The organism is Pseudoruegeria aquimaris (genome assembly GCF_900172235.1).
Lineage (GTDB): Bacteria > Pseudomonadota > Alphaproteobacteria > Rhodobacterales > Rhodobacteraceae > Pseudoruegeria > Pseudoruegeria aquimaris.
The window spans coordinates 15599-40758 of the sequence record NZ_FWFQ01000002.1 but is presented as its reverse complement, the minus strand read 5'-3'; the positions used below and the strand labels follow the sequence as shown (position 1 = coordinate 40758).

Annotated in this window: 27 protein-coding genes and 1 tRNA gene; 12 read left to right on the top strand and 16 right to left on the bottom strand. The window is 65.9% G+C overall.

Annotated elements, in window-relative coordinates:
* Nucleotides 1-34 precede the first annotated feature (34 nt).
* The 5 genes from PSA7680_RS01580 to PSA7680_RS01560 all read right to left on the bottom strand — a co-directional run bounded on the left by PSA7680_RS01580 (nt 35) and on the right by PSA7680_RS01560 (nt 5318).
* Nucleotides 35-790: an ABC transporter ATP-binding protein gene (locus PSA7680_RS01580; protein WP_085866912.1), complete on the bottom strand. Its 756-nt coding sequence runs from the start codon at nt 788-790 to the stop codon at nt 35-37.
* A gap of 12 nt (nt 791-802) precedes the next feature.
* The gene (locus PSA7680_RS01575; RefSeq protein ID WP_085866911.1) at nt 803-1558 is read right to left on the bottom strand and encodes an ABC transporter ATP-binding protein; all 756 of its coding nucleotides are present in this window, start codon (nt 1556-1558) and stop codon (nt 803-805) included.
* A 12-nt stretch (nt 1559-1570) separates the two neighbouring features.
* A complete protein-coding gene (locus PSA7680_RS01570) occupies nt 1571-2791 on the bottom strand; it encodes a branched-chain amino acid ABC transporter permease (protein WP_085866910.1) in 1221 nt (406 codons plus the stop codon).
* 4 nt (nt 2792-2795) lie between these two features.
* Nucleotides 2796-3827, bottom strand: coding sequence for a branched-chain amino acid ABC transporter permease (locus PSA7680_RS01565; protein WP_085866909.1), 1032 nt, complete (start codon nt 3825-3827; stop codon nt 2796-2798).
* Between the two features lie 138 nt (nt 3828-3965).
* Complete coding sequence (locus PSA7680_RS01560) at nt 3966-5318, bottom strand: substrate-binding protein (protein WP_085866908.1); 1353 nt, start codon at nt 5316-5318, stop codon at nt 3966-3968.
* Nucleotides 5319-5543: 225 nt separating this feature from the next.
* On the opposite strand from PSA7680_RS01560, the gene PSA7680_RS01555 reads away from it, so the two are divergent.
* The 4 genes from PSA7680_RS01555 to PSA7680_RS01540 all read left to right on the top strand — a co-directional run bounded on the left by PSA7680_RS01555 (nt 5544) and on the right by PSA7680_RS01540 (nt 10337).
* On the top strand, nt 5544-6851 hold the full coding sequence (locus PSA7680_RS01555) for a helix-turn-helix domain-containing protein (RefSeq protein WP_085866907.1): 1308 nt from the start codon (nt 5544-5546) through the stop codon (nt 6849-6851).
* Between the two features lie 101 nt (nt 6852-6952).
* Nucleotides 6953-7327: a response regulator transcription factor gene (locus PSA7680_RS01550; RefSeq protein WP_085866906.1), complete on the top strand. Its 375-nt coding sequence runs from the start codon at nt 6953-6955 to the stop codon at nt 7325-7327.
* A gap of 13 nt (nt 7328-7340) precedes the next feature.
* On the top strand, nt 7341-7622 hold the full coding sequence (locus tag PSA7680_RS01545) for a hypothetical protein (RefSeq protein ID WP_245824411.1): 282 nt from the start codon (nt 7341-7343) through the stop codon (nt 7620-7622).
* The gene (locus tag PSA7680_RS01540; RefSeq protein WP_085866905.1) at nt 7623-10337 is read left to right on the top strand and encodes an ATP-binding protein; all 2715 of its coding nucleotides are present in this window, start codon (nt 7623-7625) and stop codon (nt 10335-10337) included. It begins immediately after the preceding gene.
* A 220-nt stretch (nt 10338-10557) separates the two neighbouring features.
* Here PSA7680_RS01540 and PSA7680_RS01535 read toward each other — a convergent pair whose 3' ends face one another.
* From PSA7680_RS01535 to PSA7680_RS01525, 3 genes are read right to left on the bottom strand one after another with little or no spacing between them, the layout of a single operon-like run.
* A complete protein-coding gene (locus PSA7680_RS01535) occupies nt 10558-10986 on the bottom strand; it encodes a protein tyrosine phosphatase family protein (RefSeq protein WP_085866904.1) in 429 nt (142 codons plus the stop codon).
* Between the two features lie 12 nt (nt 10987-10998).
* Entirely contained in the window at nt 10999-11427 is a 429-nt protein-coding gene (locus PSA7680_RS01530; RefSeq protein WP_085866903.1) for a DUF6691 family protein, read from the bottom strand.
* Complete coding sequence (locus PSA7680_RS01525) at nt 11427-11852, bottom strand: YeeE/YedE family protein (RefSeq protein WP_085866902.1); 426 nt, start codon at nt 11850-11852, stop codon at nt 11427-11429. Before PSA7680_RS01525 ends, PSA7680_RS01530 begins: the two co-directional genes overlap by 1 nt.
* A 153-nt stretch (nt 11853-12005) precedes the next feature.
* On the opposite strand from PSA7680_RS01525, the gene PSA7680_RS01520 reads away from it, so the two are divergent.
* From PSA7680_RS01520 to PSA7680_RS01510, 3 genes are all read left to right on the top strand, one after another.
* Complete coding sequence (locus tag PSA7680_RS01520; protein ID WP_085866901.1) at nt 12006-12332, top strand: TraR/DksA family transcriptional regulator; 327 nt, start codon at nt 12006-12008, stop codon at nt 12330-12332.
* Nucleotides 12333-12356: 24 nt separating this feature from the next.
* A complete protein-coding gene (locus tag PSA7680_RS01515; protein ID WP_085866900.1) occupies nt 12357-12575 on the top strand; it encodes a hypothetical protein in 219 nt (72 codons plus the stop codon).
* 229 nt (nt 12576-12804) lie between these two features.
* Nucleotides 12805-14706: an enoyl-CoA hydratase-related protein gene (locus tag PSA7680_RS01510; protein WP_085866899.1), complete on the top strand. Its 1902-nt coding sequence runs from the start codon at nt 12805-12807 to the stop codon at nt 14704-14706.
* Nucleotides 14707-14777: 71 nt separating this feature from the next.
* Here PSA7680_RS01510 and gnd read toward each other — a convergent pair whose 3' ends face one another.
* Both gnd and PSA7680_RS01500 read right to left on the bottom strand, forming a co-directional pair.
* Nucleotides 14778-16202, bottom strand: coding sequence for an NADP-dependent phosphogluconate dehydrogenase (gene gnd, locus PSA7680_RS01505; protein WP_085866898.1), 1425 nt, complete (start codon nt 16200-16202; stop codon nt 14778-14780).
* Nucleotides 16203-16344: 142 nt separating this feature from the next.
* A complete protein-coding gene (locus tag PSA7680_RS01500) occupies nt 16345-16560 on the bottom strand; it encodes a hypothetical protein (RefSeq protein ID WP_085866897.1) in 216 nt (71 codons plus the stop codon).
* A 145-nt stretch (nt 16561-16705) separates the two neighbouring features.
* Between PSA7680_RS01500 and PSA7680_RS01495 the strand changes: the two genes are divergently transcribed.
* The gene (locus tag PSA7680_RS01495; protein WP_085867126.1) at nt 16706-16966 is read left to right on the top strand and encodes a DUF2312 domain-containing protein; all 261 of its coding nucleotides are present in this window, start codon (nt 16706-16708) and stop codon (nt 16964-16966) included.
* A 52-nt stretch (nt 16967-17018) separates the two neighbouring features.
* A complete protein-coding gene (locus PSA7680_RS01490) occupies nt 17019-17537 on the top strand; it encodes a P-loop nucleotide/nucleoside kinase family protein (RefSeq protein WP_085866896.1) in 519 nt (172 codons plus the stop codon).
* Between the two features lie 3 nt (nt 17538-17540).
* Here the strand turns inward: PSA7680_RS01490 and PSA7680_RS01485 are convergent, their stop codons facing one another.
* Complete coding sequence (locus PSA7680_RS01485; RefSeq protein ID WP_085866895.1) at nt 17541-18416, bottom strand: hypothetical protein; 876 nt, start codon at nt 18414-18416, stop codon at nt 17541-17543.
* 91 nt (nt 18417-18507) lie between these two features.
* On the opposite strand from PSA7680_RS01485, the gene PSA7680_RS01480 reads away from it, so the two are divergent.
* The 3 genes from PSA7680_RS01480 (at nt 18508) to PSA7680_RS01470 (ending at nt 21751) form a co-directional block, all read left to right on the top strand.
* Nucleotides 18508-20166 carry an ABC transporter permease gene (locus PSA7680_RS01480; protein ID WP_085866894.1) on the top strand — a complete coding sequence of 553 codons (1659 nt, stop codon included), beginning with the start codon at nt 18508-18510 and terminating at the stop codon, nt 20164-20166.
* A gap of 54 nt (nt 20167-20220) precedes the next feature.
* Nucleotides 20221-20296 (top strand) — tRNA-Thr (locus PSA7680_RS01475).
* Between the two features lie 90 nt (nt 20297-20386).
* Entirely contained in the window at nt 20387-21751 is a 1365-nt protein-coding gene (locus PSA7680_RS01470) for a site-specific integrase (RefSeq protein ID WP_085866893.1), read from the top strand.
* A gap of 5 nt (nt 21752-21756) precedes the next feature.
* On the opposite strand, the gene PSA7680_RS01465 is transcribed toward PSA7680_RS01470, so the two are convergent.
* From PSA7680_RS01465 to PSA7680_RS01450, 5 genes are all read right to left on the bottom strand, one after another.
* Nucleotides 21757-21990, bottom strand: coding sequence for a hypothetical protein (locus tag PSA7680_RS01465; protein WP_085866892.1), 234 nt, complete (start codon nt 21988-21990; stop codon nt 21757-21759).
* Between the two features lie 74 nt (nt 21991-22064).
* Complete coding sequence (locus tag PSA7680_RS01460) at nt 22065-23054, bottom strand: hypothetical protein (RefSeq protein ID WP_139838525.1); 990 nt, start codon at nt 23052-23054, stop codon at nt 22065-22067.
* A 51-nt stretch (nt 23055-23105) separates the two neighbouring features.
* The gene (locus PSA7680_RS01455; protein WP_085866890.1) at nt 23106-23528 is read right to left on the bottom strand and encodes a hypothetical protein; all 423 of its coding nucleotides are present in this window, start codon (nt 23526-23528) and stop codon (nt 23106-23108) included.
* On the bottom strand, nt 23525-23821 hold the full coding sequence (locus PSA7680_RS18440; protein ID WP_139838524.1) for a hypothetical protein: 297 nt from the start codon (nt 23819-23821) through the stop codon (nt 23525-23527). Before PSA7680_RS18440 ends, PSA7680_RS01455 begins: the two co-directional genes overlap by 4 nt.
* Nucleotides 23822-24027: 206 nt before the next feature.
* Entirely contained in the window at nt 24028-24633 is a 606-nt protein-coding gene (locus tag PSA7680_RS01450) for a hypothetical protein (protein ID WP_085866889.1), read from the bottom strand.
* Nucleotides 24634-25160 lie beyond the last annotated feature (527 nt).

Sequence of the window (25160 nt, the reverse complement as noted above, 5' to 3'; positions counted from 1 at the left end):
CGCCCCGCTTCCCTTCGGGGCGGCGGTAAGTGCGTCAGATGGCCAGATATTCCGCGCGCAGCTCGGCGTTATCAAGCACCTCCTTGGCGGTGCCGTCGAAGACGATCTGCCCGGTGTCCAGGATGATGGAACGATCGGCCAGTTCCAGCGCGCGCACGGCGTTCTGCTCCACGATGATCGTCGTCATCCCCTGTTCCTTGATGATGTTCAGGGTCTTCTCGATCTCGTCCACGATCACCGGGGCAAGGCCTTCGTAAGGCTCGTCCAGCAGCAGCACCTTGATGTCGCGCGCCAGGGCGCGGGCGATGGCGAGCATCTGCTGCTCGCCACCGGAGAGCGTGACGCCCTCCTGCTTGCGGCGCTCCCCCAGGCGCGGGAACAGATCGTAGAGCCGTTCCAGCGACCAGCCGACGGGCTCCACGATCTGGGCCAGTTGCAGGTTTTCCTCCACCGTGAGGCCGGGAATGATGCGGCGATCCTCCGGCACGAGGCCGATGCCGGCGATGGCGGCCTCGTGACTGCGCATCTTGTGCAGCGGCTGGTGATCGAGCCAGACCTCGCCATGGGTGATCATCGGATCGTCCAGCCGCGCGATGGCGCGCAGGGTCGAGGTCTTGCCGGCGCCGTTGCGGCCCAGAAGCGCGAGGATCTCGCCTTCGTGGACGTTGAAGTTGATGCCCTGCACGATGTAGCTCTCGCCGTAGTAGGCGTGCACATCCCAGACCGAGAAATAGGCCGGAGCCGTCGCGGCGTGGTTGGCGTTCTTCGAGAAATCTGGACGTTCGTTCATCTGTCCGTCTCCTTAGTGCGCCTGACCGAGGTAGGCTTCCTGGACCTTGGGATGGCCCTTGATGTTTTCCGGCGTGTCCTCCACCAGCGGCGTCCCTTGCGCGAGCACGGTGATGCGCTCGGCCAGCGAGAACACCACGTGCATGTCGTGCTCGATGATGGCCATGGTGATGTCGCGCTTCTCCTTGATCTCCTTCAGGAGTTCGATGGTGTTGTTGGTGTCGGCGCGCGCCATGCCGGCCGTGGGCTCGTCCAGCAGCAGCAGGCGGGGCTGCTGCACGAGGCACATGGCCATCTCCAGCCGCCGCTTGTCGCCACGTGAGAGCGAGGCCGCGTGCATGTCGCGTTTCTCGATCATGTTCATGTCCACGAGGATTTCCTCGGCCTGCTCGTTGAGGCTCTTCTCGTGCTGCACGCTTTCGAAGGCATGCATCCGGAAGGCGCCGTCGCGGCGGGCGAAGCAGGGGATCAGCACGTTTTCCATCACCGTGAGATCGCCGAAGATCTCGGGCGTCTGGAACACGCGGCTGATGCCCATCTGGTTGATCTCATGCGGCTTGCGCCCCAGCACCGACTGCCCGTCGAACATCACCGAGCCCGTATCGGGGATCAGCTTGCCCACGAGGCAGTTGAGCAGGGTGGATTTGCCCGCGCCGTTGGGGCCGATGATCGCGTGCACGGTGTTTTCCTGCACGCTGAGGTTCACGTTCCCGAGGGCCTGCAGGCCGCCGAAGCGCTTGTTGACGTTCTTGACTTCAAGAATACCCATTCTCGCGTCTCCTTACTCGGCCACGTGCGGGCTGGGTTTGGGGTGGTGCTCCGGATCGTTGCCGGGCGTCTGCGTCGTGTTGCGCTTGAACAGCCGCGCGATGCGCTGTCCGCCTTCCACGAGGCCGCCGGGCAGGAAGATCACGACGAGCATGAACAGAAGGCCCAGGGTCAGGTGCCAGCCCTTGCCCACGAAGGGGTGGATGATCGTCACCATGAAGTCCTCCATCCCGTCGGGCAGGAAGGCGAACCAGCTGTGCAGCACGTTGTCGTTGATCTTGGAGAAGATGTTCTCGAAGTACTTGATGAAGCCTGCGCCCAGCACCGGGCCGATCAGGGTTCCGGCACCGCCGAGGATCGTCATCAGCACCACCTCGCCCGAAGCCGTCCACTGCATCCGCTCCGCACCCGCCAGCGGGTCCATCGCGGCCAGCAGGCCGCCGGCGAGCCCGGCATACATGCCCGAGATCACGAAGGCCGCGAGCGTGTAGGGGCGGGAGTTCAGGCCGGTGTAGTTCAGGCGCTGCTGGTTGGACTTGATCGCGCGCAGCATCATGCCGAAGGGCGAACGGAACAGCCGCACCGAGAGGTAGAACACCACCAGCATGATCACTGCGCACAGGTAGTAGCCCGCGTTGAAGTCGAAGGACCACGCGCCGACGTCCATCGTGTAGGTGGAGCGCATGGACAGGCCGAAGAGATGCGGCAGGTTGGGTGAGCCCGCGACGGCGAAGATCTGCGGATCGTCGGCATAGACCTGGAGCCCGGTTTCACCGTTGGTCAGGTTGAACTTCGGGTTCGACAGCACGGAGTAGGCCAGCGCGAAGGACATCTGCGCGAAGGCCAGCGTGAGGATCGAGAAGTAGATCCCCGAACGGCGCAGGCTGACATAGCCGATCAACACCGAGAACAGGCCTGCCACCACGACGGCCGCGGCAATCGCCGGCACGACGTTGAAGGTAAAGAGCTTGAACATCCACACCGCCGCGTAGCTGCCCACCCCGAGGAAGGCCGCGTGGCCGAAGGAGAGGTAGCCGGTGAGGCCGAAGAGGATGTTGAAGCCCACGGCGAAGATCCCGAAGATCACGAAGCGCTGCATCAGGTCCGGGTAGCCCGCGTTGAACTGCGCCATGGCGCTGTCGGCGGGGAAGGGGTTCAGAAGGAAGGGCGCCAGCATCGTCAGCAGGAAGACGACGATGAGGAGCGTGGTGTCTTTGCGGTTCAGTCCGAGCATTGGCTTATTCCTCCATCACGCCTTTGCGGCCCATCAGACCACGCGGGCGGGTCAGCAGCACGATGATGGCGACGAGGTAGATGATGATCTGGTTGATCCCGGGGATCGTGGTGGTGGCCCAGGTGGTGGAGGCGAAGCTTTCGAGGATGCCGAGCATGAAGCCGGCCAGCACAGCGCCGGGAAGCGAGCCCATGCCGCCCACGACGACGACCACGAAGGAGAGCACGAGGAAATCCATGCCCATGTGGTAGTTCGGCGGGTTCAGCGGCCCGTACATCACGCCCGCAAGGCCGGCCACGGCGGCGGCGATGCCGAACATGATGGTGAAGCGGCGGTCGATGTTGATGCCCAGCAGCCCCACGGTCTCGCGGTCGGCCATGCCGGCGCGCACGACCATGCCGAAGGTGGTGAACTGCAGGAAGCCGAACACGCCCGCGATGATGACCATGGCGAAGAAGAAATAGACCAGCCGCCAGATCGGATAGATGATCCGGTTGGCCTCGAAGCCGATCATGGTGCCGATGTCGATGCTGCCGCGCAGGGCGCTCGGTTCGGGGGTCTGGATCGGGTTGGCGCCGAAGTAATACTTGATGATCTCCTGGAGAACGATGGCAAGGCCGAAGGTCACGAGGATCTGGTCGGCGTGCGGGCGCTTGTAGAAGTGCTTGATCAGCCCGCGTTCCATCACGAAGCCGATGCCCACCATCACCGGGATGGCCAGCAGGATCGCCAGCGGCACCGACCAGTCGATCAGCGCGCCGCCGAACTCGGGGCCGAACCAGGCTTCCACGTAGGGCGTCTCCACCTTCAGCGGGTTGCCGAGGAAATCCGTCTTGGTTTCATCGACGGTTTCGAAGGAGAGGGTCAGCAGCTTGTTGAGCGTCACCGCGCAGAAGGCGCCGATCATGAACAGCGCCCCGTGGGCGAAGTTCACCACGCCGAGCGTGCCGAAGATGAGGGTCAGGCCGAGGGCGATCAGCGCGTAGGCCGAGCCCTTGTCGAGGCCGTTGAGAATTTGAAGAAGGAAGGAGTCCATCGGATCCACCTGGAGGTTCAGTGAGTGGCTGGCGCAAGCCGGGCCAGTGCAAGCTTGGGCCGCACGCTTGGGCGGCACGGGCCGGGCCAGTGAACCCCCCGGCCGCCGAAAGCGGCCGGGGAGGGGGCGTGCCTCAGATCAGGCGCCCGGGTTGCATTCGCCGAGCGTGGCTTCGTCGCCGCCGAACATCGGGTGGTTCGGTGCGTAGGTCACCTGCTCCACCGGCGTGACCTCGACGATCTCCAGCGTGTCGTAGGCGGACGTCGGGTTCTGCGCGCCGCGCACGACGAGCACGTCCTTGAAGCACTGGTGATCCTCGGCGCGATACAGCGTCTTGCCGTTGCCGAGACCGTCGAACTCGAAGCCTTCGAGGGCTTCGGCCACGCCGCAGGGGTTGAAGGTGCCCGCGCGCTCACAGGCATCGGCATAGAGCAGAACCTGCGCGTAGCACGTCTGGGCGGAGTTGGACGGCGGCTTGCCGTATTTCTCGCCGAAGGATTTCACGAAGGCCTTGGAGCCCTCGTTTTCCAGCTGCCAGTTGTAGTTCATGGAGCCGAGAACGCCCTTGATGTTCTCGCCGGCACCGGCGGCCATCAGCTCGGAGTAGAGCGGAACGACGATCTTGAAGTCCTTGCCGTTGGCGACCTTGTCAAGAAGGCCGAACTGGATGGCGTTGGTGAGCGAGTTCACCATGTTGCCGCCGTAGTGGTTCAGAACCAGCACGTCGGCGCCGGAGTTCAGCACCGGGGCGATGTAGGAGGAGAAATCGGTCGAGGCGAGCGGGGTTTTCACCGTGTTCACGGTTTCCCAGCCCAGGGCCTCGGTGGAGGCCACGATCGATTCCTCCTGGGTCCAGCCCCAGTTGTAGTCGGCGGTCAGGTGGTAGGCGCGGCGATCGTTGCCCATCTCCTTGGCCAGCACCGGAGCGAGGGCCGCGCCGGACATGTAGGCGTTGAAGAAGTGGCGGAAGCCGTTGGCCTTGCGGTCCTTGCCGGTGGTGTCGTTGGCGTGGGTCAGGCCGGCCATGAAGATCACGCCCGCGTCCTGGCAGAGGCCCTGCACGGCCACGGCCACGCCCGAGGACGAGCCGCCGTTGATCATGATGGCGCCGTCTTTCTCGATCATCGACTTGGCGGAAGCGCGTGCGGCGTCAGACTTCGTCTGCGTGTCGCCGGTCACGAACTGGACCTTCTTGCCGAGGATGCCGTTGCCCTTGAGCGCCTTCGAGGTGAAGGTGTTCAGGCAGCCGCCGTCGCCTTCGCCGTTCAGGTGCTCGACGGCCAGCTGCTGCGCCAGCAGTTCGTCGTTGCCTTCATCGGCGTAGGGGCCCGTCTGGGGCACGTTGAAGCCGAGGGTCACGGTGCCGCCGGTGGGCTCGTTGGTGTAGGCCGCCACGGACTGCGCCGTGAAGATGGTGGGGACGGCAAGGCTCGTCCCGGCCACTGCGCCGGTCTTCAGCACGCCACGGCGTGTGAGGTTGGATTTGGACATCAAGTTCCTCCCTATGATGTTATCCGTCGGCCTCCATACCTCCTCCGCACAGGGCCACGGGTCTTTTACAAGACACATTCATTATCGGGGGTGTGTCGAAAATTTCGCAACAACTGCTTTGAAAGTAACAAATAATTTGTAAAATACCTGACAATGGCGCCGCAGCATTTGTAAATCAATTTACACGCAGGTGCAGAAAGTGGTTGGAAACTCGGAGGGAATTCCATGGCCAAACCGGCCCTGACGGGCAACAGGATCCGCGAAAGGCGCGCCGTGCTGGGCCTGAAGCAGGCCGATCTCGCCCGCAAGGTGGGGGTGTCGCCCTCCTATCTCAACCTGATCGAACACAACAAGCGCAGAATCGGCGGAAAACTCCTCGTCGATCTGGCCCGCGAGCTGGAGGTGGACGCCTCCGCCCTGACCGAAGGCGCCGAGGCGGCGCTTCTGGCGTCTTTGCGAGATGCCGCCATGGGCCAGACGGAAGCCGCGCCCGAACTGCCCCGCATCGAGGAGTTCGCCGGCCGGTTTCCGGGCTGGGCCGGGCTGATCGCCTGGCAGCATCGCCACATCGCCGCGCTGGAGCGCACCGTGGCCACGCTCACCGACCGCCTGACCCACGATCCCTTCCTGTCGGAATCCCTGCACGAGGTGCTTTCGGCGGTGACGGCGATCCGCTCCACCGCGACCATCCTGAACGACACCAAGGACATCGAGCCCGAGTGGCGCGAAAGGTTCCACCGAAACATCCACGACGACTCCCTGCGCCTGGCCGAAAGCTCGCAGGCGCTGGTGACCTACCTCGATTCCTCGGGCGATGCGGAAACCACGCTGGCCTCGCCGGAAGAGGAGCTGGAAAGCTGGATGGAGAGCCGGGGCTACCACCTGCCGGAACTGGAAGCCGGCGAAACCACCGCCGAGGCGCTCATCGCGGGCGCCGGCGAGCTGACCTCTTCCCATGCGCGCACCGTCGCGGGCTACTACCTTGCGCGCTACATGCAGGATGCGCGCCGGATGCCCATGGACGCGCTTCGGGATGCGGTGGGCGAACACGGGCTGGACCCGGCGGCGCTGGCGCAGGGCTTCGGCGTGGACATGGCGGCGGTGATGCGGCGGCTTTCCGTCCTGCCCGCCGGCGAGGGGGAGGAGCGGCTCGGGCTCGTCGTCTGCGATTCCTCCGGCACGCTCTCCTTCCGCAAGCCGCCCGAGGGTTTCCCGCTGCCGCGCTTCGGGGCCGCCTGTCCGCTCTGGCCGCTCTACCAGGCGCTGTCGCGGCCGATGGCGCCGATCCGCAGCGCGATCCGGACGACGGGGCGCAACCCGCGCCGGTTTCTCGCCTTTGCCATTTCGCAGCCGGCCTACCAGGCGGGGTTCGACAGCCCGCAGGTCTTCGAGGCCACCATGCTGCTGGTGCCGGAGAGCCGCGCGCCGCTGCCCGCGGGCGATCCGCTGCCGGTGGGCGCATCCTGCCGGATCTGCGCCAGGCGCCGCTGCGCGGCGCGCCGCGAGCCCTCGATCCTGGCCGAAGGCAGTTGAAGCCGCAGGCTTTTGACGCCGAAGGGTTTTGACACCGGGGCGGCGAGCGGCAATAGTGGCCTGCACGGACGGAGGCGCCATTTTGTCAGGGGGAGTGACAGATGGGCAAACACATACTCGTCATCGAGGACGAGCCCAACATCATCGAGGCAATCCGCTTCATTCTCAGCCGCGACGGATGGCGCGTGGATACCCATTCCAACGGCGAAGATGCCGTGGAAGTGGTGAAGCGCACCTTGCCCGACGTGCTGGTGCTGGACGTGATGCTGCCCAACAAGTCGGGGTATGACATCCTGAAGGAGCTGCGCGAGGCCGAGGATACGCGGGCGCTGCCGATCCTGATGCTCACCGCGCGCGGCCAGACCAAGGACCGCGAGATGGCGGAGCGCTACGGCGCCAGCCAGTTCATGACGAAACCCTTCTCCAACGCCGAAGTGCTCGAGAACCTGCGCCAGCTCGTCGGCGCCGATACCTGACGCCGGGCCCCCCGTGAAAGAACCGCAGAAATCCGTCTTCGTCGCGCGCGAAACCTACCGCCAGCGCCGCACGATGGATGCCGCCCGCCTGCTGCCGCTCTTCGGGATCCTCGCCCTGCTGCTGCCGCTCTTCTGGTCGGAGACCGTGACGGCGGAGCGCGGCACCTCGCGCGGCATCGTCTACCTCTTTTCCGTCTGGATCGTGCTGATCCTCTGCGCCGCCTACCTGAGCCGCCGTCTGCGCTCCGTCCTGCGAAAGGACGAGAGCGACGGCGACGCCGGCGGAGGGGGCTAGATGTCCTTCAACCTGCTCGTCGGCGTCTGCCTCGCCTATGTTGCGGCGCTGTTCCTTGTGGCCTTCTTCGCCGAGCGCCGCGCACAGGCCGGCAAGATCGGCTGGCTGCGCTCGCCCATCGTCTACACGCTGTCGCTCTCGATCTACTGCACCGCCTGGACCTTCTACGGCGCGGTGGGCTACGCGGCGCGCTCCGGGCTCGAATTCCTCGTGATCTACCTCGGCCCGACGCTGGTGATGGTGGGCTGGTGGTGGATCGTGCGCAAGCTGGTGCGCATCGGCAAGACGCAGCGCATCACCTCGATCGCCGATCTGATCTCCTCGCGCTACGGCAAATCCAACCTGCTGGGCGTGATCGTGACGGTGCTCGCCGTGGTCGGCACCACTCCCTACATCGCGCTGCAACTTCAATCGGTTACCCTGTCCTTCGCCGTCTTCGCGGGGGACTGGCGGGCCTCGGGCCGGCAGGCTTCGGCGTGGCAGCCGGTGGATCTCAACGCCACCGCGCTCTGGATCGCCGCCGGGCTGGCGCTGTTCACCGTGCTCTTCGGCACCCGCAACCTCGATGCCAACGAGCGCCACCACGGGGTGGTCTCGGCCATCGCGGTGGAGGCGGTGGTGAAGCTCGTCGCTCTCGTCGGGCTCGGGGTCTTCGTCGTCTGGGGCGTGGCCAGCGGCCCGGCCGACATCCTCGCCCGCATCGACGCCTCCCCCATCGCCGACTGGCAGCCCGACGCCAGCCGCTGGGTCTCGCTCACCTTCCTGTCGGCGGTGGCCTTCCTGTGCCTGCCGCGCATGTTCCAGGTCATGGTGGTGGAGAACGCCGACGAGCGCCACGTGGCCACCGCGAGCTGGGCCTTCCCGCTCTACCTGTTCCTGATGTCGCTCTTCGTGGTGCCCATCGCCGTGGTGGGGCTCGGGATGATGCCGGCGGGCGCGAATCCGGATCTTTTCGTGCTCACCATCCCGCTGGCCACCGATCAGGACGGGCTGGCGATGCTCTCCTTCCTCGGGGGCTTCTCCTCGGCGACGTCGATGGTGATCGTGGCGGCCATCGCGCTCTCCACGATGGTTTCCAACCACATCGTCATGCCGCTGTGGCTCTCCTTCGCCACCAAGGGGGCCACGGTCTCCGGCGACGTGCGGCAGGTGGTGCTGATCGCGCGGCGCTGCTCGATCGCGGCGGTGCTGCTGCTGGGCTATGCCTACTACCGGATTTCGGGTGGCGGCACGGCGCTGGCCGCGATCGGGCTGATCTCCTTCGCCGGCGTGGCGCAGGTGCTGCCGGCGATGATCGGCGGCATCTTCTGGCGCGGCGCCACTCGGATCGGTGCGGCGGCGGGGCTTCTGACCGGCTTCGCCGTCTGGGGCTACACCCTGTTCCTGCCCTCCTTCGGCGGCAGCTTCCTGCTGACGGAAGCGGTGCTGGAGCACGGGCTGTTCGGGATCGGCTGGCTGCGGCCGCAGGCGCTGTTCGGCATCGAGGGGATGGACCCGGTGGTGCACGCGGTGATGTGGAGCATGGTGCTGAACACGCTGGCCTTCTGCCTCGGTTCGCTGTTCAGCTTCCCCGGCCCGCTGGAGCGTCTGCAGGGGGCGCAGTTCGTCAACGTCTACGAGTTCGGCGCCTCTGCGCGCGGCTGGCGGGGCGGCATGGCCGAGGCCGAGGATCTCCTGGTGATGGCGCAGCGCATCCTCGGTGCGGACCAGGCCCAGGCGCTCTTCCAGCGCGCGGCGACGGGGCAGGGCAAGAGCGGCTACCTGCCGGACCCTTCGCCGGACTTTCTCGAGATGCTGGAACGGGAGCTTTCCGGCTCGGTGGGCGCGGCCACGGCGCATGCGATGATCGCGCAGATCGTCGGCGGGGCCAGCGTCTCGGTGGAGGACCTGATGGCCGTGGCCGACGAGGCGGCGCAGATCATGGAGTATTCCAGCCGGCTGGAGGCGCAGTCCGCCGAACTGGGGCGCACCGCGCGTCAGTTGCAGGAGGCCAACGAGAAGCTCACCGAGCTTTCGATCCAGAAGGATGCCTTCCTGAGCCAGATCAGCCACGAGCTGCGCACGCCGATGACGTCGATCCGGGCCTTCTCGGAGATCCTGCGCGACGGCGGCCCGGTGCCGGAGGAGGACGTGGAGAAATTCGCCGGCATCATCCACGATGAAGCCGTGCGCCTGACGCGGCTGCTCGATGATCTGCTGGATCTGAGCGTGCTGGAGAACGGGCAGGTGATCCTGAACGAGCAGGCCGGCAACCTCAACGAACTGCTCGATCACGCGCTGGCCGCCACCCATGCCGCCCGCCAGGAACGGCCCATGCGCATCATCCGCGATGAACATGCCGAGGATCTGCTGATCTACACCGACACCGACCGCCTGAGCCAGGTCTTCATCAACCTGATATCCAACGCGCAGAAATACTGCGATGCGGAGGATCCGGAACTGCGCATCCAGGTGCGCCAGCGCGGGCCGCGGGTGGATATCGTCTTCGCCGACAATGGCTCCGGCATTCCGGAGAAAAGCCAGACGCTGATCTTCGAGAAGTTCTCGCGCCTGTCGGATCAGGCCGCCGCCGGCGGGGCCGGGCTGGGCCTCGCCATCTGCCGCGAGATCATGGCCAACCTCGGCGGGGAGATCATCTATCTGCCGGGGCAGGGCGGCGCCGCCTTCCGGGTGACGCTGCCGCTGGCGCGGCCCAAGGCGGCCGCGGCGCAGTAATCACGTGATCCGGGGAACGTGGCCTTTGCGAACATGATGGAGGTCGAGCGCCGCCCCGTAAGGGGGCGGGACGGCGTGGCGCAACGGTTCCCGTTGCGCGTTTTTCATGAAGGGCGCTGTTCGGATCATCCACCGAAAAGGTTGGGCCGTAGCCTGAGCACATCTTGCCAATCAGGCGCGTGCTCAGGATACCGTGGGCTGACCCTGCGAACAGGTGAGCTTAGCCCTGCGCGGCGAGCTGCTCGATCTGGGGGCGCAGGCCCTCGGTCTGGTAGCCCGCGCGGGTGCCGGCGGCGATGATCTCGTCGGTCGGCAGCTTCCCGGCCATCGCGAAGGACCACAGGATGGTGCAGCGGTTGCCGGAGGCGCAGTAGCCCAGCACCTTGCCTTCGCTTTCGGCCAGCGCCCGCCCCTGGGTTTCGATGATGTCCATCGTCAGGTTGCCGTGGCTCAGCGGGTTGAGCACGAATTTCAGCCCGGCGGCCTCGGTGGCGATGCGGATCGCCTCGGCCTGAAGCTCGATGGGCACTTCGGCGTCGGGGCGGTTGCAGATCACCGTGGTGAAACCGGCGGCCTTGATGGCCGGCAGGTCGGCGGGCTCGATTTGCGGGGTGACCGAGTAGTTCGGGCTGATTTCACGAATGTCCATGTCGATCGCCTATCACGCTTGGGGCGCGGCTTCCAGTTTCGTTTTCAGCGGCGGTGCGGCCCACATGCCGGCGGCCATCGCCACGAGGAAAACCAGCCCCGACAGACCGTTGAAGGTGAGCGAGGCCATGGCCGGGCCGGGGCAGAGCCCGGCAAGCCCCCAGCCCATGCCGAAGAGCGTGGAGCCGATCACGAGGTTGCGGCCGAGCTTCGGCTCCGGCGGGGCGGGGAAGGCTTCACCGAAGGCCGGCTTGCGCCCCCGCGTGAAGGCCCAGGCGATGGCCATGGGGATGATCGCGCCGCCCATGACGAAGGCCAGCGTGGGGTCCCAGTTGCCGAAGACGTCGAGCCAGCCCTGCACCTTGGCGGTGTCCACCATGCCCGAGATCAGCAGGCCGGTGCCGAAGAGCGACCCGGCGATGAAAGAGACGAGCCTGCGCATCAGATCACTCCCAGGATGTGTTTGAAGAGCACGACGGTCACGCCGCCGGCGAGAATGTAGAAGACGGTGGCCATGATGCCGCGCAGGCTGAGCCGCGAGATGCCGCAGACGCCGTGGCCCGAGGTGCAGCCGTTGGCCAGCCGGGTGCCGATGCCGACGAGCAGGCCGGCCGTGATCAGCACCCAGAGTTGCGGGGTGATGTTCGTTTCCACCGGGCCGAGGAGCAGCGCCAGCGCGCCGGGAACGGCGATGAGGCCGGCGATGAAGGCGATGTTCTCGCCGGCCTGCCGGCCGGCGGTTCCGTCGGCGAGGCTGCCGAGAATGCCGCTGGCGCCCATGATCCGGCCGTTGAGCAGCAGGAAGATGGCGCCCGCGATGCCGATCAGCGCGCCGCCGATCAGCCCGTATATCCATTCGATGGGCATGGGTTGTCCTTTTCGTGCGTATCCGTTGCTGACAACACATATGCAAAAAATAATATGTGTCAAGCACTCCCGCAGGCTTTCCGCGCCATGCTTGACCTGCATCAATGCGCGCGGCCCGCAAAGCCTCGCAAATGAAAGAAAAAGGAGGATGGCATGATCAACCTTGAGGAACGTCGCGCCCAGCTGCTGAAACGGAAGGCCGAACTGCAGGAGCGTCTGCGGGCCATCGAAACCGAACTGGATTCCCACCAGGCGCGGGATTGGGAGGAACTGGCCACCGAGCGCGAGGGGGACGAGGTGCTGGAAGGCATCGGGGTGAGCGGCCAGACCGAGCTGCGCCAATTGGAGATTGCCCTCAAGCGCATCGATGAGGGAGAATACGGCTACTGCGTGCAATGCGGCGCCGAGATCGCGCCGCAACGGCTGGATCTTCTGCCCACCACCCCGCTCTGCGCCGGCTGCGCGGCCAAGGCCGGTTGAGGCCGAACCCAAGGGAGAAACGACATGGCATTCGAACAACTCAAGGCAGCCATCCTGATGCTGCTCGACGAAATCGAGAAGGCGCCGGAAGACTCGCACGTTCTGCAGGAGGAACTGCGGGAGAAGCTCTCGGAGATGAAGGGCCTCGGCATGCCCCTGCCGGACGATCTGGTGAAGCTCGAAGAGGCGCTTGAGCGTGACCTCGAAGAGGGCGAGGATCCGTTCGACAACATGCCCGTCTGAGCGGCGCGCGCCGCCGTCCGCGCCCCGGCGCGACCCTGCCGCGGCCCCGCTGCCGGCTCGCTTGCTTTGCAAGGCGGCAGCGAACATACTCATTCCCGAAAATGCATCCGTTATGAGAACGGCAACAAGGAAGGCCCGACCGGCTTCCGCCGGCAGGGCCCCGCGGCACGGGGGCCTCAGCCCGCTCTGATCGCCCCGCAGGTGCTGCGCCGAGAAAGAGGGAGCAGCCATGTCGAGCCGTGTCGTCACGCAGCACGAAGGGGATCTTGCGATCATCACGCCGCCGGTGCGGCTGCAGAGCCGTTTCTGCGGGCCGACGCTGGGGGATCTGGCCGCGCAGATCGAAGCGGCGGAGCGCAATGGCGCGGTCCGGAGGATCCTGATCGAGCTCGGGCAGGGCCGCGGCGGCTCGCTGGCGGATCTGCTGGAAACCGATCCCGCCGTGGCGGAAGACCTGGGGCAGCTGTGCGACAGGGTCGAGGCCTGCGCCAAACCGGTCATCGCGCGGCTGTCGGGCCGGGTGCGGGCCGGCACCGGCGCGCTGGCGCTCGCCTGCCACTACCGCCTGGCCACCCCGGATACGCAGATGGATTTCCCGGCCGCCCGGCTCGGGCTCGTCCCCGCCGGCGGCGTGACCCAGCGCCTGCCGCGGCTGGCCGGGGCCGAGGTGGCGCTGTCGCTGTTGCAGACGGGCGCGGCCATGTCGGCCGAGGATCTGGTGGCGGCCGGCGTCGTGGATGGGCTGCTGGCCGATGTCACCCGCGATGCGGCGCTCGCGGCGCTGGCCGATCTCGGCGAGGTGGCGCCGCGCCCGACGCGCGCGCGGCGCGATGGGCTTGCCGATGGCGTCGGGTTCCAGGCCGCGCTCAGGCGGGCGCGGGCGGCGGCGGCTACCCCGCGCCGCCCCTCGGCCGCCGCCATCGCGGATTGCGTGGAAAGCGCGCAGCTTCTGCCGTTCGAGGCGGGCTGCGCGCGCGAACTCACCGCGCTTCAGGATGCCGCCCGGACCGAAGCCGCCCGCGCGCTGCGCCATGCCCTGCAGGCCGAGCGCCGAGCCGCGCAGCTTCCGCGCGCGTTTCGCGGTGAAGAGGGCGCGCAGCCCACGGCCACGCGGATCGGGCGCGTGGCCATCGCCGCCGGGGGGCGCGAGGTGCCGGCGCTGGCCTTCGCCATCCTGATCGCGGGGATCGAGGTGGTGCTCTTCGAGGAGCGTCAGGCCCCGCTGGAGGAGGCCCTGACGGCCACCGGCGATCTGCTCGAACGGCTGCTCAAGGCCGGCGCGATCGATGCCGAGACCCGTGCCCTCTGCCTGCACAACCTGCATGTGTCTCTCGGCGTGGGCGATCTCGGGGCCGCCGGGCTGGCGCTCGTGCCGGAGGGATACGGCGTGGACGAGGTGACGGCGCTTCTGAAGGCGCTGCATGCCGGGCTGGGCGAGGGGGCGATCCTTGCGCTCTCCGATCCCGCGCAGCTTCGCGCCGCCACGGCCTGGCTTCCCGCCGGTGCCGCCGCCTGCGCCCTGCAATTCTCGCTCCCGCTGGAAACCGGGGAACTCGTCGAGATCACGCCCGCTCCGGGATGCGCGCCGGGGGTGTTGCAGTCGGTCGCGGCGCTGGTGGCGCGTCTGGCGCGGCTGCCCGTCTTCGTTGACGGCAGCGGGCTGGTCGTCCGCCTGCACCGGGCGCTCACCGAGGCGGCCGGTGATCTCGTGGCGGGGGGCTGCGCGCCGGACCGGTTGCTCGGGGCGCTGCACGCCTGGGGGCTGTCGCCCACGGGCTACGCGGTTTTGGCGCGGGGCGCCGTGCAGGGCGAAGGCGAAGAGCTGGGCGATGAGGAGATGGTGGCGCTTGTGCTGGCCGCGCTGGCCAATGCCGGGGCGCGGGCCGTGGAGGAGGGCGTGGCCGAAGCGGCGGCCCACGTGGACGCGGTGGCCATCCATGCCTTCGGGTTTCCGCGCTGGCGCGGCGGGCCGATGTTCCAGGCGGATCAGGCGGGGCTGCTCGGCCTTCGCAAGCGGCTGAAGGCGCGCGCGGAGCGCAGAGGGGCCGCCGTCTGGGCGATCTCGCCCTTGATCGAGAAATGCATCCTCAACGGCGAGCCGCTTGCGGGGGTGGAGCGGGAAAACGCCTGAGCCGCGCCGCCGCCACCGGCGGCGCAATCCACGTTTTTCAAGGAGTTACGGGGCGGTCTTCAAGCGCCTTTTCAGGCGTGACTGCCCCAGGGGCCGTGATGGGCGCCCTCCGCGTCCAGTCGTTCGAAGGAATGGGCGCCGAAGAAATCGCGCTGGGCCTGCACCATGTTGGCGGTGCCGCGCGCGGTGCGCATGGTGTCGAAATAGCCGAGCGCGGCGCTCATGGCCGGAACCGGGATGCCATGGGCCACCGAAGCGCCCACGACCTTGCGCAGGGCGCCGTGGGTTTTCTTCATGAAATCAGCGAAGTAGGGCGCGAACATCAGGTTGCGCGCGGGATCTTCGCGCAGGGCGGAGGCCATGTCGTTGAGCATGGAGGAGCGGATGATGCAGCCTTCGCGCCAGACCTCGGCGATGGCGGGCATCGGCAGGCTCCAGCCGTAGGTCGCGCCGGCCGTATCCAGCAGCGCGAAGCCTTGGGCGTAGCACATGATCTTGCCGGCGATCAGCGCGGCCTCCAGATCCTCGATGGTGACGGCGCCCTCGGGCAGCGCCTGCGGCGCGGCGCCGAAGAGATCCTGGCCGGCCTTGCGGGTATCCACCGCCGCCGACATGTTGCGCGCGGCCACGGCGGCTTCGATCACCGGCACCGGCGCGCCGACCTGCTGGCTCTCGATCACCGTCCAGCGGCCGGTGCCCTTCTGGCCGGCCCGATCGAGGATGATGTCCAGAACCGGCTTGCCGGTGGCCGGGTCGATGGCCTGGCTCACCTTGCCGGAGATCTCCACCAGGTAGGATTGCAGCGTGCCCTCGTTCCAAGCCTCGAAGACCTTGCCGCACTCCGCCGCGCCCATGCCCAGCCCGTCGCGCAGCAGGCCGTAGCCTTCCGCGATCAGCTGCATGTCGGCGTATTCGATGCCGTTGTGCACGGTCTTCACGAAATGCCCGGCCCCGCCTTCGCCCATCCATGTGGCGCAGGGCTGGCCTTCGTATTTCGCCGAGATGGCTTCGAGGATGTGGCTCACCCGATCCCAGCAGGCCTTCTTGCCGCCGCCCATGATCGACGGCCCGTGGCGCGCGCCTTCCTCACCGCCGGAAACGCCGATCCCGAGGTAGGGCACGCCGGCCGCATCGGCCTCGGCGGCGCGGCGGTTGGTATCGTGGAAGTTGGCGTTGCCGGCGTCGATGATCAGGTCGTCGGCGTCCAGCAGCGGGCGCAGGGCGGCGATCTGCTCGTCCACCGCGGCGCCGGCGGGCACCATCAGGATGATGGCGCGCGGCTTGGCGATGGAGGCGACGAGCTCTTCCAGGGCCTTCGTCGGCGTCAGCCGGCTGGCAAGATCGCCGGGCTCGCGGGCGGCCAGCGCCATGAAATCATCGGTCTTGGAGGTGGTGCGGTTGAAGACCGAGATCGCGAAGCCCTTCTCGGCGATGTTCATCGCCAGCATCGCGCCCATGGTGCCCAGGCCGATCAGGCCGATTTCGGAAGTGCTCATGCGTCTGGTCCCTCGTGCAGGTGCGGCCGCGCCCCCTTTTGGCCCCGGGAGCTGTGGCCACCGAAAATTCGGAATGTTTGCGTTATCATTATGCGCCGCGGCGGTTTTTTGAACCCCGCGCTTACGCGGCAGCGCAGCGTGTTCAGGCGAAGAAGACACCCAGCGCCACGAGCATCAGCCCGATCACGGAGAGAAAGAGCGCCCCCATGTTCAGCGCCACGAGCCCCTTGAGCCGCATCTGCATGTCTTCGCCCTTGAGGCCTTCGCGCTTGGCCCTGGCGGCCACGTAGATGCAGTAGAAGAGCCCAACGAGCCCGAGCACAGAGAACGCTGCGCCGATCCAGACCATGATCGCCATGCCGTATCCTTTCCCAAAGGCCAACGGGGGCAGCGCCTAGCGCATGCGCTGCCGGCAGGCAACCCCTTGCAGGGGGCGGCGGGCCAAGCTAGCAAGGGCCGGACCGAGACCGCCACTCAAGAACGAAAGAGAGCAGGGCATGGACATGGAAGACACCCAGGTGGATGCAACCTACCGCGTGGCCGCCGACGAGCTGCGCCAGTTCATCGAGCGCTACGAGCGCCTCGAAGCCGAGAAAAAGGACATCGCCGACCAGCAGAAGGAAGTCATGGCCGAAGCCAAGGGGCGCGGCTACGATACCAAGGTGATGCGCAAGGTCATCGCCCTGCGCAAGCGCGAACCCCACGACATCGCCGAGGAAGAGGCGGTGCTGGATATGTACAAGCAGGCACTCGGCATGGGCTGAGCCTTCGGGGCCGGCCGCGAACGGGCCGGGCGCGCAACCGAAAGGCCACCGCATGGCAACCGCTTCCGCGCCCGAACCCCGGACACCCCCCGTGCTGCACCTGATCTGCGGCAAGATCGCCTCCGGCAAATCCACGCTGGCCCGCCATCTCGCCGAGGCCCCCGCGACGGTGCGACTGTCGGAAGACGAATGGCTCGCCGCCCTGTTTTCCGAGCAGATGCGGACGGGGGCCGACTACCTGCGCTGCGCGGCCTTGCTGCGCGGAGCCATCGGGCCCCACGTGGTCGGCCTGCTGCGGGCCGGCGTATCGGTGGTGATGGATTTCCCCGCAAATACCGAGGAGCAGCGCGCCTGGATGGCCCGCCTGCTCGAAGATTCCGGCGCCGCGCACCGGATGCATGTGATCGAGGCGCCGGACGATCTCTGCCTCGCCCGGCTCAAGGCCCGCAACGCCGGCGGTGCGCATCCCTTCGCGGCCACCGAGGCCCAGTTCCGCCGGTTCACGAAACACTACGCTCCGCCGAAGCCCGAGGAAGGCTTCAGGCTCGTGGTGCACACGGCGCTGCCCTGAACATCACGGTGCGATGAAGGTCACGCCGGGCATGCGTGCGATCAGTTCCACGTCTTCCTCGTAGAGATCGGAGAGGTGGTCCACGTAGTCTTCCGTCCAGCCGGGCAGGTCGAGTTCCACCTCGATCGCGTCCTCTATGGCGTATTTGTCGAGGAAAGCCGCCATCACCCGGCGCAGGTGGACTTCCGTCACCGGCGGATGGGCCTCGATATACTCCTTGAAGCGCTTCATGCCCTCCTTCTTCATGATCTGGGCCAGCACCTCGTAGCGCCCGACGAATTCGACGCCGTGATCCACGCCGGCGAATTCGCGCATGACCTGCGGCCAGATCAGCGGGGTGTCCTCGTTGCACCAGACGGTGAGCGGGGCGGAGGGGTTGGCGGCCCGGATCCGGGCGATCACGTCGGACCAGCGCAGCGCGGTGGCATCCGTCATGCCATACCACTGGGCGAAGCTCTTGTTCTTCACGCGCGCGGCGATCGTGGGCAGGAAGGTGGCCGGGTTGGCGATGGCGAGGAAGAACTCGACCTCGTGCCCGTAGAAGAGGTTCGTCAGCCCCGCGATCTTCTCGCCGGCGCGGGCATAGAGCGTGCCATGCTCCAGCACCTTCTGCTGGACGCAGATGAAATGCTCGTTCGACAGCAGCAGCCGCGTGGCGCCTTCGTCCTCCACCAGATCGTCGAACAGCGCCTGCTGAGCGTCCTCTGTGGGGCGGGCGTTGTTGAGCGCCTGCATCGTTTCGCGGATCAGGGAGCGGTAGCGGGTGGGGGCAGGGGCCACGATGCCCTGTTCGCCGAGAATATCCCGGTTCTTCAGCATTCCCTTGATCAGGCGATCACCGTCCGTGGAGTGAGCGCCGAGGTGTATGGCTACCTGCATGGGCGTCTGCGTCCGCTTCTTCTTTCCTGGTTCGCCCCAGTATATACGCGGAAATCTGGACACTTAAACCGGTTTCCGATAGGCCGCAGACATGACCGACTCCTCAGCCCTCCCGACAGCCCCCGGCGCGCGCAGGCGCCGCGTGAGCCCCTGGTCCGTGGGGGCGGTGATCGTGGCGGCGCTGGTGCTCGCGCCGATCCTCGCGGTGGTCTGGATCGCCTTCAACCCGAGCGAGAACATCTGGCCGCACATGATGGCCACCACCCTGCCGCGCTATCTCAAGACGACATTCGTGATGGCCGTTTCGGTCGGCGCGATCACGGCGGTGGTGGGCGCGTCCTGCGCCTGGCTGCTGACGATGTATCGCTTCCCGGCCGCGCGCTACCTGGAGTGGCTGCTCCTGCTGCCGCTGGCGATCCCGGCCTATGTGGGCGCCTATGCGCTGGTGGATTTCCTCGAATACGCCGGCCCGCTGCAGACGGCGCTGCGCGGGCTGTTCGGTTGGCAGACGGCACGGGACTACTGGTTCCCCGAGGTGCGTTCGGAAGGCTTCGCCATCCTCGTGCTCTCGGCGGCGCTTGCGCCCTACGTGTACCTGCTGTCGCGCGCCGCCTTCCGGGAGCAGTCGGGCAGTTCCTACGAGGTGGCCCGCGCGCTGGGCGCCGGGCCCTGGCGGCGGTTCTTCAAGCTGGGGCTGCCGATGGCGCGCCCCGCCATCGCCGCCGGTGCGGCCATCGCGATGATGGAGACGGTGGCCGATTTCGGGACGATGGACTACTTCGCGGTCCAGACGCTCACCACCGGCATCTTTTCCGTCTGGCTCGAATCCAACAATGCCGGGGGCGCGGCCCAATTGGCGGGCGTCGTGCTGCTGCTGGTCATGCTGCTGGTGACGCTGGAGAAGGCGGGCCGGCGCCGCAGCCGCTACTATACCACCAGCCGGGGCCAGCGCCCCGTTCAGCCCGCGCCCCTCACGGGCTGGCGCGGCTGGGCGGCAACGGTGTTCTGCGCGCTGCCGTTCCTCTTCGGTTTCGTCTTCCCCGCGGCGGTGATCCTCGATCACGCCATCGCCAACGCCGAGCGCTGGGCGGATCCGGGGCTGATCGAGGCCCTGCTGAACACGCTCTTCGTGGGCGGCACCGCGGCGGCGGCAACCGTCCTTGCGGCGGTGTTCATGGTCTATGGCGTGCGCCTCAGCGGCGCGCGGCTGCCGCGGCTGCTGCTGCCCGTCACCACCATCGGATATGCCGCGCCGGGGGCGGTGCTGGGCGTCGGGATCCTGATCCCGCTGGCGCAGCTCGACAACCGGCTCGCCGACGGCATCCTCGCCCTGACGGGCCATGATCCGGGGCTCCTGCTGACCGGGACGGCCTTCGCGGTGGTCTTCGCCTATTTCGTGCGCTTCTTCGCCATCGCGCAGGGCGCGGTGGACGGCGCGATGGGGCGGGTGGCGCCCAACCTGCCGCTGGCGGCGCGCTCGCTGGGGCGCACGGCCGGGGGCGCGCTGCGCGAGGTCTACGCGCCGCTGATGCGCAGCTCCGTCGGGGCCGCGCTCCTGCTCGTCTTCGTGGACTGCGTGAAGGAGCTGCCCGCCACGCTGCTGCTGCGCCCCTTCAACTACAACACTCTGGCCACGCGCGTCTACGAGCAGGCCTCGCTCGAAAACCTCGGCGACGCCGCCCCGGCCGCGATCCTGGTGATCGGCGTGGGACTGGCGGCGGTGCTGCTGCTGGCGCGGGCAAGCCGCTAGGGCAGCAAAAACACGCTTGCGCCGACAGCCCCCAACGCGTAAATCGGCCCCGTCGCCCCTATAGCTCAGCTGGTAGAGCAACTGATTTGTAATCAGTGGGTCCGCGGTTCGAGTCCGTGTGGGGGCACCAACAACTCTTGCGATCCACCTTATTGTCAACGAAAACAGGCTGGTAGCTGCCTTCTCGGGTCCACATTTAGGTCCACAGGAGGTCCACACTATGGGCGTGATGATGAAGTTGAGAGGTCTGTCAGAACTTGGGCAAGGGCGCTGGGAATACCGGCGGCGAGTCCCCGAAGCAGCCAAGGCAGCGTTGGGCAAGGGCGAATGGAAACGGGTAATTAAGGCCCGGTCGGACGCTGACCTCATGCGCTGCTATGCTCTGGTCGAAGCTGAGTTCGAGCGGGAGGTCGCGGCTGTCAAGGCTCCCCGCAAGAAGCTGACACCTCGGGCAGCATGGGAGGAAGCCCTTAGGGAAGCCGATGAGGTGGCCTCGGGTGTCGTGGGCCTCGACGGTGATGACGCTAGGGAAGTGGCGGCTGAGAGCATGGCTTCGCTTGGTCGGTCACCGCTGGTGGTGCAAGCCCTGATGGACCCTGAACGTTCTCCCCCGCCGTTGACACTCGAAGATGCCCGTGAGGTCTACGTGAAGGAGAAACTCGGGGGCGGTCTAGGGGCAGAGCATCGCGGCGCAATGGTGCGTCTTGAGAGGGTGATGCGTATGGCTGAAGACGGTGGCCTCTCGGCAGCAACACCGTTGGCCTCCATTACACGTGAACATGCCCGCAAGGTACGCGATCACATGCTCGCTCGGGAGAAGCTTGGCGGTGGCGCGGTGGCCCCTTCATCTGTGAAACGAGAACTTGGCCTCCTTCGGACAGTGGTCTCGTATGGCTCTCGCGAACTTGGCCTCCTTGACTTGGTGAATCCCTTCGACCGCTTGCCTGTCGAGGGTCTAGCATCGGCTGAAGGTCGAAAGGTTGCAGCACGTGACAAGGTCGCCCCTCTGCCTCCGAAGATCGAGCTTGCCATTCGTTCGAAGCTCACGGGCGAACTCTACCTGATTTGGCGCATTTTGACGGGGACGGGCTGTCGCCTTGGTGAAGTCACGGGCCTTCGCGTTGAAGACGTTGTCCTTGAAGGTGCCACGCCCTGTATACGCATACAGTGGAACGAAGTACGTCGCCTTAAGACCCAGTCCAGTATCCGTTCGGTGCCCCTTTTGGGTGATGCACTGGAGGCCGCTAGAGAAGCCACCGAGGCCGCCGAGGGTGGCACTTTCCTCTTCCCTCGTTATGCCCGTGAAAGGGGCGCTGATGCAGCTTCGGCGGCCCTCATGAAGCACCTGCGGAAGTTCACCACCGACAAGCGCCACAAGGTTCACTCGCTACGTCACGGCCTGAAAGACAGGATGCGGATAGCAGGTGTGGACAAGGTGTCTCAAGATATCGTCCTCGGTCACGCTCCTTCCAACATTGGGGAGACCTATGGGGGCGAAGAGGGCCTTCTTGCAGTCGCGCTGAGGGCGCTCAAAGCTGTTGAAGAAAGTGAAGGCTTAGCCATATCGACCGCGAAAGCTGACTGACGAGGTCATGCTTGGCTCTCTGCCGTCTCGGCTTTCTGCTCGGCCAGCGCTTGCCGGTATGCCTCTTCGGCTGCTTGTCGGGCGGCGTATCTGGCTTGCTCTCGCTCAGCAACCTCGGCTGAGGACGGAGGAGCGCCGTTGAGGTAGCCGCCGGGGTAGGTAGCTTGGTTGCACCTAGGGTTAAAGTGCTGGGTCTCCTCCTCGCCGTCTTCGGCGTCAGGCTCGTAAAAAGTCGTCATTTAGGTACCTTCTCGGTGTTCGTTGGGGGTTCCCCCTACCCACGATGGGAAGGGGGGCTTTCCCGGGGTTTTATCTAGCCGCGAGAGAACGTGATGATGCGTTGCTTCACCGCGACCTCCCAAGACACAGGGACGCCGCTAACGAGGACATTAAGGCCACCATCGGGCTTTTCAGCATACTGCCATCCCGCCTCCGTCAGCATTTCCTTAACGCGAGCACCTTCGTATCGGTCCATGGCGGGGAGATAGTTTTCTGCCATCGAGCGGAGGCCCTCCGGCTTCCCGTGAAGGAACATGTTTCGGGCTGCCTCTTTGAAGTCTGCCTTGCGTTTCAGGTCGCTGGTGACGAAGGCTTGGAACGCCTCATCGTCTTCGATCCCCGCCTCTGCCAGAACTTCCGCGCCAGCTTCGTGGGCACCCTGCCAAACCGCGTTGATCTGCTCGAACATCTGGCCCGGTTCTACTCCGGCGGTGGAGGACATACGTTCCATGGTCATCGCGTCGACGTCTCCAGTCTGGAGGATGCTGTCGAGGGTCCGGTAGAGGTTGCCCGGTTGCTGGGTGGTCATAAGTTCACTTAGGGCTGCCTCCCCGGCCTCGCCGAAGGTGACCCCCTCGGGCTGCTCTTCGCTTTCCTCGTGGGTCTCTTGGGTAGCAGGTCGCACGCCCTCGGTGGGGTCTTTGAGGGTCGCTTGCGGTGTTGTGTCGGAGAAGCTCCCGTCGGCGTTCCGGTGGATAGGAACCTCGGGAATACTTGCGGCCACGTCCAAGGGGATGCCCACCCCGCGAAACATGATGATGTCTTTCGGCCCCGGCGAGCGTGCCATGATCGGGCTTCCCGCAGGAGATCGGACGGTTGCCATCAGCCCCCCGCTTTCATCGTCGTTAGCACGGGCTTGATGGGATACGGAGGGGTTGCTGGTGGTGCCACCGCTGCTGGAGCTTTCCCAGCCGCCACCGTTGCCGGCAACAGCATTTGCGTGGGCGTTGGGCGGTTGGTCGCTGGAAGCGAGAGTTGAAATAGAGCTTTCGGGAGTTCCTGCGGCGTTGATCCATTCGGTCATGTGGTTTTCCTTGATTGCGGTGTGGGGTTGTCGGTGAAACGAAAGAGGGCGTCAGTCCATCGGGGCATCATCAGCGGCAGCGGTCGTGCCACCGAAGTCAGCGTGAGCAAGGATGCGGTCGAGACCCTCGGACATCAGGGCAGCTACTGCTTCGGCCTTTGATATTTCCTTTCCGGTGGCCTTGAGGTGCCGCGCTTGGAGAAGTTCCACGGTGGCCACCTGCTCGATGCGCAGTTGTATGGTGGACCAGCGGGGGCGCTCCTCCAATCGGCGGAATCGGGAGGTGGAGTTGCGCTGTCGGCGAACTGCTGCCGCGACCCCTGCCTCCTCTTGAATGATGAACTCCATCGGAGGGACGCTGTTGAAAACCTTCTTGCGGAGGTGGCGTGCCCAGCGGGAGCGGCCCCGTTCGCCTACGGAGGCGGCGTTGGTTTTGGCGGGGCGGGTGTATGCGGTGTGCTTGCACTTGGTCATGAATTTACCTTGCGGAGATGTTTTGGGGGAAGGCCCTTGCGAAAGGCCGATTTAAGGGGGGTCGGGATGAAGCAGAGGGTGCTCCCCCGGTAGACTTCGAGGAGGCCATCAAACTCGGGGTTTTCCTCGCGAAGAACGGCTGCCAGCTTTGAGACCAGTGGCCCATCGCCTGTGATCTCGTGGCCAAGCGATGACCGCGCACGTTGCTTGCTCCGGTATTCGCTGGTGTTGCGGTAGACCCGGACATGATCAAGGTCGATGCGGATGCTGTCGTTGGTGGGATTGCTATTCATGGTGTCTGCCTTTCGGGCATGCAGAAGGCCCCGTGGGAGAACGGACGGGGGGCGATCTAAGGTTTGGATACTGGTGCCTGGGGAGCAGCTTCACGCTCACCGTCAGTCGCCGCAGGGGCACCTCGAAGCGCCCGCAAAAACTCTACCTTGCGGAGGACCTGGGAGGGTCGCTGGACGGTGCCTCGCGTTGATCGTGCCTTTTCGCCTTAAAGGAGGTGCTGGAGGCGAAGGAGGTGCTCCTGTAATGCGTGTTGGTAGTCAGCAACACTTGCTGCGGCGTTCGATTGAACCGGTTTGTGCCAACAGTGGACATTCGCGCGGGTCAGCCTGCGGCCAATTCGAGGCACAGGCCCACAGTTCACCTGCCGGTTCACCTCCACCCCTTCGACGTCTTTGCCGCTCTGCACTTCCCGGATGTAGGTCTTTATCGAGACACCGAAGAACATCTGGGTGTAGGAGTTGGCTGCCTTCGCTATGTTCTTGCGGCCATCCGCACGGGGCACGTCACGGAGAAGCTGAGGGTCACAGAGGATGCGCCTAAGGCCAGCATCATGGGGAACATGTTCTAGGATGTCTTTCATCACCCCAAGGCGTTCGCAGGGTGGGGCCGAGTAGACCATGTGGAAGAGGTCTTCCGCGCGGCTGTAATGCGCATCGCTCATCGCACGGTACTCGGCACTCCGGTCGCCCTGAGAGGTGTTCCGGGAGGCTTTCTTCTGGCAGTCGCGAGAGCAATAGGTCTGGTTGGTGCGGCGAGGCTCAAAGCCTTGGTTGCACTTCGGGCACACCTTTAGGTTCGACGAATCGAGCATGGGTAGGGTTCCTTCGTGGGCTGTGATGCGGGTGAGTGTCGTGATCGTCGAAGACGGACACTCCAACTAAGGGTGTGTGTTAATTGGGAAACTGGGGGTGCACCTAGGGGGGACTTCGTCCTTGGAGACCCATGATGGAGATGTCACCTTAGCGGGCACCCGAGGGTCCATTTCGTCGCCGCGACAAGCGGCAGTGGGTCTGCACCCCTAAGCTGTTTGCTAAGGTTTCATTCAGCGTAACTGGACAGGCTTAGGGTTCACCCAAATGGGGCATGTTCGCATGTCGGCTTCTTCTTGGCGAAGGCGAAGCCGGAGCAAATCAATGGGTCACCTTAACGGTTCTACTTCGTATACGTAGGGCGGATTAACGCTTTGCGGGCAGTCGACGGGGGGACTTGGTGGGCACCTCAGCGGGCAGGGCAGGTGGGTGGTGTATGAGAAGATGCGAAAACAATAGACGAGGCCCCTCCTTCAACATCCGCGCGAGCGGACTGCCTCAAGGGCCAGTTAAGGCCCTCGAGACTGCG

What these genes read in the sequence shown, in the direction of transcription:
- PSA7680_RS01535 (WP_085866904.1), bottom strand. Translation starts at nt 10,986, where the DNA reads ATGGACATTCGTGAAATCAGCCCGAACTACTCGGTCACCCCGCAAATC.
- PSA7680_RS01455 (WP_085866890.1), bottom strand. Translation starts at nt 23,528, where the DNA reads ATGACCAAGTGCAAGCACACCGCATACACCCGCCCCGCCAAAACCAAC.
- PSA7680_RS01575 (WP_085866911.1), bottom strand. Translation starts at nt 1,558, where the DNA reads ATGGGTATTCTTGAAGTCAAGAACGTCAACAAGCGCTTCGGCGGCCTG.
- PSA7680_RS01500 (WP_085866897.1), bottom strand. Translation starts at nt 16,560, where the DNA reads ATGGCGATCATGGTCTGGATCGGCGCAGCGTTCTCTGTGCTCGGGCTC.
- PSA7680_RS01565 (WP_085866909.1), bottom strand. Translation starts at nt 3,827, where the DNA reads ATGGACTCCTTCCTTCTTCAAATTCTCAACGGCCTCGACAAGGGCTCG.
- PSA7680_RS01450 (WP_085866889.1), bottom strand. Translation starts at nt 24,633, where the DNA reads ATGCTCGATTCGTCGAACCTAAAGGTGTGCCCGAAGTGCAACCAAGGC.
- PSA7680_RS01555 (WP_085866907.1), top strand. Translation starts at nt 5,544, where the DNA reads ATGGCCAAACCGGCCCTGACGGGCAACAGGATCCGCGAAAGGCGCGCC.
- PSA7680_RS01570 (WP_085866910.1), bottom strand. Translation starts at nt 2,791, where the DNA reads ATGCTCGGACTGAACCGCAAAGACACCACGCTCCTCATCGTCGTCTTC.
- PSA7680_RS01550 (WP_085866906.1), top strand. Translation starts at nt 6,953, where the DNA reads ATGGGCAAACACATACTCGTCATCGAGGACGAGCCCAACATCATCGAG.
- PSA7680_RS01465 (WP_085866892.1), bottom strand. Translation starts at nt 21,990, where the DNA reads ATGACGACTTTTTACGAGCCTGACGCCGAAGACGGCGAGGAGGAGACC.
- gnd (WP_085866898.1), bottom strand. Translation starts at nt 16,202, where the DNA reads ATGAGCACTTCCGAAATCGGCCTGATCGGCCTGGGCACCATGGGCGCG.
- PSA7680_RS01495 (WP_085867126.1), top strand. Translation starts at nt 16,706, where the DNA reads ATGGAAGACACCCAGGTGGATGCAACCTACCGCGTGGCCGCCGACGAG.
- PSA7680_RS01520 (WP_085866901.1), top strand. Translation starts at nt 12,006, where the DNA reads ATGATCAACCTTGAGGAACGTCGCGCCCAGCTGCTGAAACGGAAGGCC.
- PSA7680_RS01580 (WP_085866912.1), bottom strand. Translation starts at nt 790, where the DNA reads ATGAACGAACGTCCAGATTTCTCGAAGAACGCCAACCACGCCGCGACG.
- PSA7680_RS01515 (WP_085866900.1), top strand. Translation starts at nt 12,357, where the DNA reads ATGGCATTCGAACAACTCAAGGCAGCCATCCTGATGCTGCTCGACGAA.
- PSA7680_RS01510 (WP_085866899.1), top strand. Translation starts at nt 12,805, where the DNA reads ATGTCGAGCCGTGTCGTCACGCAGCACGAAGGGGATCTTGCGATCATC.
- PSA7680_RS01485 (WP_085866895.1), bottom strand. Translation starts at nt 18,416, where the DNA reads ATGCAGGTAGCCATACACCTCGGCGCTCACTCCACGGACGGTGATCGC.
- PSA7680_RS01530 (WP_085866903.1), bottom strand. Translation starts at nt 11,427, where the DNA reads ATGCGCAGGCTCGTCTCTTTCATCGCCGGGTCGCTCTTCGGCACCGGC.
- PSA7680_RS01525 (WP_085866902.1), bottom strand. Translation starts at nt 11,852, where the DNA reads ATGCCCATCGAATGGATATACGGGCTGATCGGCGGCGCGCTGATCGGC.
- PSA7680_RS01460 (WP_139838525.1), bottom strand. Translation starts at nt 23,054, where the DNA reads ATGACCGAATGGATCAACGCCGCAGGAACTCCCGAAAGCTCTATTTCA.
- PSA7680_RS01560 (WP_085866908.1), bottom strand. Translation starts at nt 5,318, where the DNA reads ATGTCCAAATCCAACCTCACACGCCGTGGCGTGCTGAAGACCGGCGCA.
- PSA7680_RS18440 (WP_139838524.1), bottom strand. Translation starts at nt 23,821, where the DNA reads ATGAATAGCAATCCCACCAACGACAGCATCCGCATCGACCTTGATCAT.
- PSA7680_RS01470 (WP_085866893.1), top strand. Translation starts at nt 20,387, where the DNA reads ATGGGCGTGATGATGAAGTTGAGAGGTCTGTCAGAACTTGGGCAAGGG.
- PSA7680_RS01480 (WP_085866894.1), top strand. Translation starts at nt 18,508, where the DNA reads ATGACCGACTCCTCAGCCCTCCCGACAGCCCCCGGCGCGCGCAGGCGC.
- PSA7680_RS01490 (WP_085866896.1), top strand. Translation starts at nt 17,019, where the DNA reads ATGGCAACCGCTTCCGCGCCCGAACCCCGGACACCCCCCGTGCTGCAC.
- PSA7680_RS01540 (WP_085866905.1), top strand. Translation starts at nt 7,623, where the DNA reads ATGTCCTTCAACCTGCTCGTCGGCGTCTGCCTCGCCTATGTTGCGGCG.